Raw genomic sequence first — 7,759 nt, 5'->3', positions numbered from 1 at the left:
TTAGAATTATCGCAACGTAATTGTTTAACGAATGTTGCGGGAGTAATCCATTCTAAAATATGGGTTTTTGCGATTCCTGTTCAGGTGAATTCTGTCTTCTTCCAAAATTTGTATCCATTAGAAAATAACTATCTTGGGATTATCCCCCCTAAATCAGAAATTTCCGTTTTTCAACATCCTTTTTCCAATCGTTTTCAGCTTTACGTTCATGATAATTATCTGCAACAATTGTGCCAAACTTTAGAGCTACCAGAAGCGAAAAAGTTTTTAAATTCTTCCGCTTCTTCGATTGTGATTTGCCCATCGGAAAAAATTCGTCATCTCCAACAATCTTGTCATCAACTTTATCGAATGCTATTTAATTTAGATTGTCAACAAATATCTTGGCAAAGAAAAGCATTAAGATTAAATTTTGTCAAGCAAAAATTAAAAGAAGAAATTGTCAAAGATTTTCTTTTGACTTTAGCAGTAACCAAAGATATTACAACTCCTAAAAACACTATCAGACGCACCTCTATTCTCAAAAAAGCAGAAGAAATGATGAGAAAAAATCTGCGTTCTGATCTTACTATTCCAGCGATTTGTCAAGACTTAGAAGTAAGTCAACGCACCTTAGAATATATATTTAAAGACTTCTATCAAATGTCTCCTTACAATTATTTTAAATTGCTTCGTCTTAATGCTCTACATCAATCTCTTAGCCAGAATAATCAGACAAAATTAATTTATGAAATTGCTGAAGAATTAGGTTTTTTTCACCGAGGATATCTAGCCTCTGATTATAAAAAACTGTTTGGTTACTTCCCCTCTGAAACCTAAAAAAATAGTAGGGGTAGGAATGAAGATTATTTTTAGATTTATCCGCCTTATTTTACCATTTTTTACGTCCTTCCCCTGGGATGATCAGCTACTCTTGATAATTAAGCTTCTTGCTTAAGTTGACACCAATGAAAGCTTCCGCCCATAATGTGACGTGGTGAACATTTTTCACCCAAGGATCCAGAGAGCCATCTTCTCTTGATTAGTTGACGCTCCCATCGCACTAAGCGCTTCGGGATTCCCTGTTCATCCAGTTACCTTATCTACTAAGCTTTCACTTAATAGACAGTGGGTAGTCTGTCCGAGGGTTTGAATTTCTGTCCGCCCGACAGTATTTGCCCGTGCGAGAATGTTTATCTTTAGGTTTTGCCGAAACCCCGATCTGACGAGGGACAGCCGCGTCTAAATCATTTGCAACTATTGTAAACTCCGCCCATAGTATATATGATAGTTGAACTCTAATTTAGGATATAGCTGGGTCTAGAGAGGATAATATGGATAAGATCAAGGTAGGATTGTTGTTTGGTGGTCGATCGGGAGAACACGAGGTATCTATCAATTCGGCTCGATCGATCCTGCAAGCTTTTAATTACCCCGAAAATCTTGACAAATACGCAGTTATCCCCTTCTATATCGATAAAAATGGCTGTTGGCATTCGGCAGCAACTGCTAGACAAATTTTAACCTCTGGGCAACCCCTAGCTATTGAGAGTAATATAAAAGTCAATATCTGGCAATTTCCCCCAGAAGTGAGGGAAATGGAGGTTTGGTTTCCAATTCTCCACGGACCGAATGGGGAAGATGGTACTTTGCAAGGATTACTCACTCTCATGCGGGTTGCTTTTGTGGGTAGTGGGGTCCTGGGTTCATGCCTAGGCATGGATAAAATTGCCATGAAAACTGCTTTTGCAGCCGCTGGATTACCCCAAGTTAAGTATAAGGCCGTAACCCGCTCACAAGTGTGGTCAAATGCCTGTATTTTTCCGCAGTTGTGCGATCAAATCGCCGAGGAAATAGGTTATCCTTGTTTTATTAAACCGGCTAATTTAGGTTCTTCGGTGGGTATTAGTAAAGCACGCAACCGGCAAGAATTAGAGGCTGCTTTAGATAGTGCTGCTAGTTATGATCGACGGATTATTGTTGAAGCAGGAGTAACCGCAAGAGAAATCGAATGTGCGGTTTTAGGTAATGATAATCCCCAAGCTTCTTTGGTGGGAGAAATTACTTTTGATAGTGATTTTTATGACTATGAAACTAAATATACTGACGGGCGATCGAGTATGGTGATTCCCGCTAATATTCCCGATAAAATTGCTAATCAAGTGCGAGAAATGGCTGTAGAAGCATTTAAAGCTGTGGATGCTGCGGGATTGTCGCGGGTGGATTTTTTCTATGTGGAAAAGACTGGGGAAGTGTTGATCAATGAAATTAATACTCTGCCGGGGTTTACTAATTTTAGTATGTATCCCCAACTCTGGAAAGCCACCGGTTTAGAGTTTGATAAATTGGTCGATAAGTTAGTACAATTAGCCTTAGAAAGACAGGAAAAATAAGGTTAAATTACCAACATTTCTAGGATAGGAATTACCTAAACTAGAGATATTTATCAATTAGATAGTTTCGGGATCAATGCCCAATTCTCGTAATTTTTGGGCTAATTTTTCCTTTTCTAAGATAGCTTGTTCTTTTTCTAAAAGAGCCTGTTCTTTTGCCTTTCGTTCCTGTTCCTTTTCTAAAAAAATCTGTTCCTTTGCTTGTCTTTGCTCTAATTCAGCTTCTTGGGGAGTGGGAACCAATTGACCATCGGTGGTAAAATAACGCAGTTTACGGTCAAATATGCCTAAATAGAGTTCTAATTGTTCACTCCATAAATAGCCGTTTTCATTAGCAGCAATAGCCTGATATTGTCCCGCAATTAATCTAAATCCTTGCAGTTCTAAACTTTCAGGATCAAACCAAAAATAATTAGGAGTGCGAAAGGTATTTTGATAGAGAATTTTCTTTTTATTGCGATCGATATTAGCAGTGGATGGGGAGAGAATTTCCACGATCACATTGGGATATTTACCCCCTTCTCCCCAGACTACCCAACTTTTGCGGGGACGTTTTTCTGTATCTAAAACCACAAAAAAATCAGGACCACAGAAATCGCGCTTTTTCAGTTGTTCTTCGTTATAGTAGATAGTCAGATTACCGGAAGCGTAGTAATCGTTTTTCTCTTGCCATAATAATTCTAGACAACTGAGAAGAATTATGATCTGTTGCAGATGTAAATCACTTTCCAAGGGTGGTTCATCACTCCATAAATCGGTGGGGGGACAGGTAACTTCTGGTAAAATGTCGAGAGTTGTCATAGTTTTTCCCCGTTATACTAGCTTTGTTTAATTATAAACTGTTACGCTCTTTTCTGGTCATAGAAAACTAATTTTTGGCTGAATCACGAGTAAAACTGTAGATAATTTGGGTAGCTAATTGTGGTAATTGTGAGAAATCTTCATCGGACATTTTTTGACGATCGAGTTTCATTTGTAATCCCGTCATCGAATCGTCTCCGTCGGAAATTAAAAATTCTAAGCGTTCAATTTCCGACCAATCTTTAATGTCATTTAATATCTTGTCAATAACCAGAAGATAAGGATGGGAAGGATTTTTATACCAATTACTGCTAACACCCTGACGAATATCTAAACCTAAATGTACGATCAAAGGGGCGCGATCAAAAAGGGCATTGGCTACCGGTCGGGTTTCTTCTTGGAGAGATAATTGATTAGCGCGACTTAACTGCCGTAATTTCTCTAATTGATGATATCTTTGCGAAATTGACGGCGGATTTTCCCCCCAACTGAGAGCGATGGTAACTAGATAGGTTTGTAGGAATAGATGTCCTAACTTTTCCGCTTTTGTGGCTAGATAATTGGAATTATAATCATTAGCCTCGATCAGCAAAGGTACTCGCTCGACTATTTCCAAACCATAGCCTTTTAATCCGGCAATTTTACGGGGATTATTGGTAATTAAACGAATATTTCTCACCCCCAAATCGTTGAGCATTTGCGCTCCCATGCCGTAATCGCGCAAATCGGCGGGAAATCCTAACCTTTCGTTGGCTTCCACCGTATCTAGTCCTATATCCTGTAAAGAATAGGCTTTTAGCTTATTAATTAAGCCAATTCCCCGTCCTTCCTGTCGCAGGTAAACCACCACCCCCAAACCGTTTTTTTCGATCATTTTTAGGGCAGTTTGTAACTGTTGGCGACAATCGCAACGCAAGGATCCCAAAGCATCCCCGGTCAGACATTCCGAGTGCATTCGTACCATTACAGGTTGATCGCCAAAGAGGGCGGGATCGCCTTTCACAATAGCGATGTGTTCGGTTTGATCTAATAAATTTCGGTAGGCATAAAGCTGAAAAGTGCCGAATTGACTGGGAAAATCACAGACCGTTTCCCGATGGACAAAGCGATCGTGTTTTAAGCGATAACCGATCAGATCGGCAATGCTAATTAACCTGAGATTATGTTGACGAGCGTATTCAAATAGTTGCGGTAAACGGGCCATGGAACCATCGGGATTTTGGATCTCACAGATAACTCCCGCCGGATACAACCCGGCTAACCGAGCTAGATCCACGGCCGCCTCCGTATGACCGGCACGTTTTAAGACCCCACCGGCTTTAGCACGAATCGGGAAGACATGACCGGGACGGGTGAGATCGTCGGGACGAGTGACTGGATTAATGGCAACTTGTACGGTTTTCGCCCGATCTTCTGCCGAAATGCCAGTTTTAACCCCTAAATGGGGAGCGGCATCGATGCTAACGGTAAAAGCGGTTTGATTGCTATCGGTGTTTTTTGTCACCATCAAGGGTAATTCGAGAGCATCAAGACGCTCTCCTGTCATGGCCAGACAGATTAAACCGCGAGCTTGCACTGCCATGAAGTTAATCAGATCGGGGGTGGCAAATTGGGCCGCACAGATTAGATCTCCTTCATTTTCGCGATTCTCATCATCAACTACGACAATGGCACGTCCGGCTTTGATTTCCGCTAAGGCAGTATCGATAGAGTCAAAAGCGATCGAAGTGACAGTCACAGGCATTAAAACGAGGGAATTATTTTCATTCTACAGGTTTGCTCGATCTGCTGAGGGTCAATTTCTGCCAGTTCCCTAGAAAAAAGTCTCCCGGTGAACCTGACGGCTGCCCGGGAGACTTTTAGTTATCTTAAGCTAGAAAATTAGTTCAAACTAGCGGGGGTGATGCTGGCAACTTTGCCACCGAGACGGTTGATCTGTTGCAGGGTGTTATTTAACTGTTCAAAGGGGACGATAATCGCTTTGCTACTGCGACGGACACGGGGATAACCCGGTTTGCTAATAGCGGCAATTTCCACGCGATAGAGCTTACCCACATCACCATAGGCCACACTACCACCCAGAGCTTTACTGGGGGTGTTGCGTTGAGCAGAGGGACGATAGGCCCAACCATCGCTGCCACCGGAGGGACCGACTACTGCCGAAGCACCGTTTTGAGCTAATTCCACCGCTAAACGGGAGGTTTTGCCGGCAATCTGAGAGCGATCGCTGTTGGCATAACCGCGATAGAGTTGGAACATCCGGGTAAATCCCACGGTTTTTTGACCGGGTTGGCTGGCAAAACCGCGATAGTAGGGAACGATGCTATCACCGAAGTTTTCGGTATATTCGGCGGAATCGATGTAGGAGTCGATATCGGCCTCGAATCCTTTGTTTTCGTAGAGATCGAGGTGATAGACCACTTCCGACTCATCGTAGGGAGCGCGACCTAAAAGATGTTTGATATTAAGTTCGATGACGCGGGTTTGGAAGTTACCGTAGAAGAATTTGTTCTTATACAGTTCCGATTTGGCCACGGCGCGGACGAATTCCCGCACGGTGATCGAACCGTTGCAGAGTAAGGATTCGGCACTGGTAAGGCGCTCGGAACGCATGATATAGTCATTGCCTAGCACCTGACGATAGACGGCGCGAATAACCGCCTGTGCGTCGTCACGGGACCAATCGGGACGTAATTCCACGGGAGCAACCTCGCTAAAAGCGGTTGTCCCTAAACGGGAAGCTGAGGTAGTAATTGCCACTAAAGTTCTCCTACAAAAAAATGATCATTTTCTGACCCCTCAAAGCTAGGCGAGGATCAGTTCGATTACCTGGCCGCCTTGACGATGGATATAACAAGGTCTGGAAGAACAGGTGATTGCTAACCCTTTTGCTAACAACCTCCTGTCTTTCCAGACCAGCAGTTTTTTCGATCGGACTAGCTGAGAGCGTTGATCGCGTAGTCGATATAGGAGTTGGCTTCTACTGCGGGGTCGCCACTTAAACCATGGTTGGCTTTGATGTATTTGAGGGCTTCGATGTACCAGCTAGGAGACAGGTCGAAGGTGCGGTTGATTTCGTCGATACCAGCGATAAGGTACTCGTCCATCGGACCGGTTCCACCAGCAACTAAGCAGTAGGTCACCATGCGGAGGTAGTAACCGATGTCACGAGCGCATTTTTCTTTACCGCGTTGATCCGCCGCAAAGTTAGCCCCTTGCATTTGGGTGGTGTAGGGGTACTTGTTGTACACAGCTTGAGCAGCACCGGAGATCAAAGAACTGGCTCTTTCGGTCAACACTTTAGCGGCGCTGAGGCCAGCAGAAGCTTGACGAAAACGACCGAAAGCAGTTTGGATTTCGGTGCTGCTTAAGAAACGACCTTGAGAATCAGCGGCTGCTACGGCTTCGGTAAGGGGGGTTTTCATTGTTTGGTATCTCCCAATAATCTTGCAATAAGTTTCCTACGGTTTAATTGAGACTAGCCCCAGGGACTAGGCGACAGCAGCGGCGGCGCGGTCGAAGTAGCTGGCAATTTCAGACATTAAAGCACTGCAATCGCCGGGGGTGATACCGTTGCGATCGTTAGCAATGGATAAAGCCGCTTCTTTCATTTTGCTTACGCCAGCAGCTACGGAAGCTCCTGGTACTCCCAAAGCTACATAGGTTTCGCGCAGACCATTTAAGCAACGATCATCGAGAACACTGCCGTCGCCAGAGAAGGTAGCGTAGGTAACATAACGCAAGATGATTTCCATGTCGCGTAAGCAAGCGGCCATACGACGGCTGGTGTAGGCATTACCACCGGGGGTGATCAGTTGGGGCTGTTCAGCGAACAGGCTACGAGCGGCGTTGGCAACGATGGTGGAAGCGTTACTGGTGATCCGGTTAACAGAGTCCATCCGTTTGTTGCTGTCGGCAACCATGGCGCTCAGAGCGTCTAGTTGGGAAGAGCTTAAATATTCGCCGCGAGCATCAGCTTGGGATACTACCCGGGTGAATGCGTCAAACATTGTGACAATCTCCTAAATTTAAATGGGATTTGCTTGCAATTAAAAGGTTTTCCCTCTTAAGGGATTTCACGGTGAGCCTAGACTAGCCTTGACCGCGATTGTTGCGACCTACTTTAAGAAACCTGAAAAAACTTCATGGCTCTCTCATAAATCACCTAAGGAGGTTAAACAAGTATCCAGCTTAACTTTTGTCTGTTATCTTGGCCCCTCAAATTAAATTTATACACTGCTGTCGAAACTTTGTTTGTTACATATTATTAAGTTTTTTGCTGTCTTTTTGTAACAGTCACTTAACAATAACTCGATCGAGTTGGTCATCAATTCCTGACCATGGCTCAAAGCCTCTCACCGTCGGGAAATCAGAGACAGCAAGGCTTTAAGGGTATAAAGGGCAGCAAGATAAAAATTTTAAGTTTTTTTTAATATTTCCCCGCTTTCCCTTCCCCTATTGCCCAAGGATTGCCCTTTCCAGCCCTCCAATTACGATGAAGTTTTGTAAAGAAGGGAGTGGGGGAGTGGGGAGTAGGGAGTAGGGAGTAGGGAGTAGGGTGTGGGGTGTGGGGTGTGGGGTGTGGG

At 43.9% G+C, this 7,759-nt stretch carries 7 protein-coding genes; 2 read left to right on the top strand and 5 right to left on the bottom strand.

Annotation, left to right across the window (positions count from 1 at the left end; genetic code table 11):
* Both O9295_RS23410 and O9295_RS23405 read left to right on the top strand, forming a co-directional pair.
* Nucleotides 1-819: helix-turn-helix transcriptional regulator (locus O9295_RS23410; protein WP_288035690.1), on the top strand; the 819-nt coding region annotated here is incomplete at its 5' end.
* Nucleotides 820-1,313: 494 nt separating this feature from the next.
* Complete coding sequence (locus O9295_RS23405) at nt 1,314-2,372, top strand: D-alanine--D-alanine ligase family protein (RefSeq protein ID WP_288035688.1); 1,059 nt, start codon at nt 1,314-1,316, stop codon at nt 2,370-2,372.
* Between the two features lie 57 nt (nt 2,373-2,429).
* Here O9295_RS23405 and O9295_RS23400 read toward each other — a convergent pair whose 3' ends face one another.
* The 5 genes from O9295_RS23400 to cpcB all read right to left on the bottom strand — a co-directional run bounded on the left by O9295_RS23400 (nt 2,430) and on the right by cpcB (nt 7,183).
* The gene (locus O9295_RS23400; protein ID WP_288035684.1) at nt 2,430-3,173 is read right to left on the bottom strand and encodes a Uma2 family endonuclease; all 744 of its coding nucleotides are present in this window, start codon (nt 3,171-3,173) and stop codon (nt 2,430-2,432) included.
* A 67-nt stretch (nt 3,174-3,240) separates the two neighbouring features.
* Nucleotides 3,241-4,917: a bifunctional 3,4-dihydroxy-2-butanone-4-phosphate synthase/GTP cyclohydrolase II gene (ribBA, locus tag O9295_RS23395; RefSeq protein ID WP_002759028.1), complete on the bottom strand. Its 1,677-nt coding sequence runs from the start codon at nt 4,915-4,917 to the stop codon at nt 3,241-3,243.
* Between the two features lie 137 nt (nt 4,918-5,054).
* The gene (locus O9295_RS23390; protein WP_002736362.1) at nt 5,055-5,933 is read right to left on the bottom strand and encodes a phycobilisome linker polypeptide; all 879 of its coding nucleotides are present in this window, start codon (nt 5,931-5,933) and stop codon (nt 5,055-5,057) included.
* Between the two features lie 176 nt (nt 5,934-6,109).
* Nucleotides 6,110-6,598 carry a C-phycocyanin subunit alpha gene (cpcA, locus tag O9295_RS23385; protein ID WP_002759025.1) on the bottom strand — a complete coding sequence of 163 codons (489 nt, stop codon included), beginning with the start codon at nt 6,596-6,598 and terminating at the stop codon, nt 6,110-6,112.
* A gap of 66 nt (nt 6,599-6,664) precedes the next feature.
* Nucleotides 6,665-7,183 carry a C-phycocyanin subunit beta gene (gene cpcB / locus O9295_RS23380; RefSeq protein WP_002735500.1) on the bottom strand — a complete coding sequence of 173 codons (519 nt, stop codon included), beginning with the start codon at nt 7,181-7,183 and terminating at the stop codon, nt 6,665-6,667.
* Nucleotides 7,184-7,759 lie beyond the last annotated feature (576 nt).

It is taken from the genome of Microcystis sp. LE18-22.4A, from assembly GCF_027531105.1.
In the GTDB taxonomy this organism is placed as follows: Bacteria; Cyanobacteriota; Cyanobacteriia; order Cyanobacteriales; family Microcystaceae; genus Microcystis; species Microcystis aeruginosa.
This window is presented reverse-complemented; position numbering and strand designations above follow the sequence as displayed.

Excerpts from the sequence above, each read along its gene's own strand:
- cpcB (WP_002735500.1), bottom strand. The coding sequence starts at position 7,183 with ATGTTTGACGCATTCACCCGGGTAGTATCCCAAGCTGATGCTCGCGGC.
- O9295_RS23400 (WP_288035684.1), bottom strand. The coding sequence starts at position 3,173 with ATGACAACTCTCGACATTTTACCAGAAGTTACCTGTCCCCCCACCGAT.
- cpcA (WP_002759025.1), bottom strand. The coding sequence starts at position 6,598 with ATGAAAACCCCCCTTACCGAAGCCGTAGCAGCCGCTGATTCTCAAGGT.
- ribBA (WP_002759028.1), bottom strand. The coding sequence starts at position 4,917 with ATGCCTGTGACTGTCACTTCGATCGCTTTTGACTCTATCGATACTGCC.
- O9295_RS23405 (WP_288035688.1), top strand. The coding sequence starts at position 1,314 with ATGGATAAGATCAAGGTAGGATTGTTGTTTGGTGGTCGATCGGGAGAA.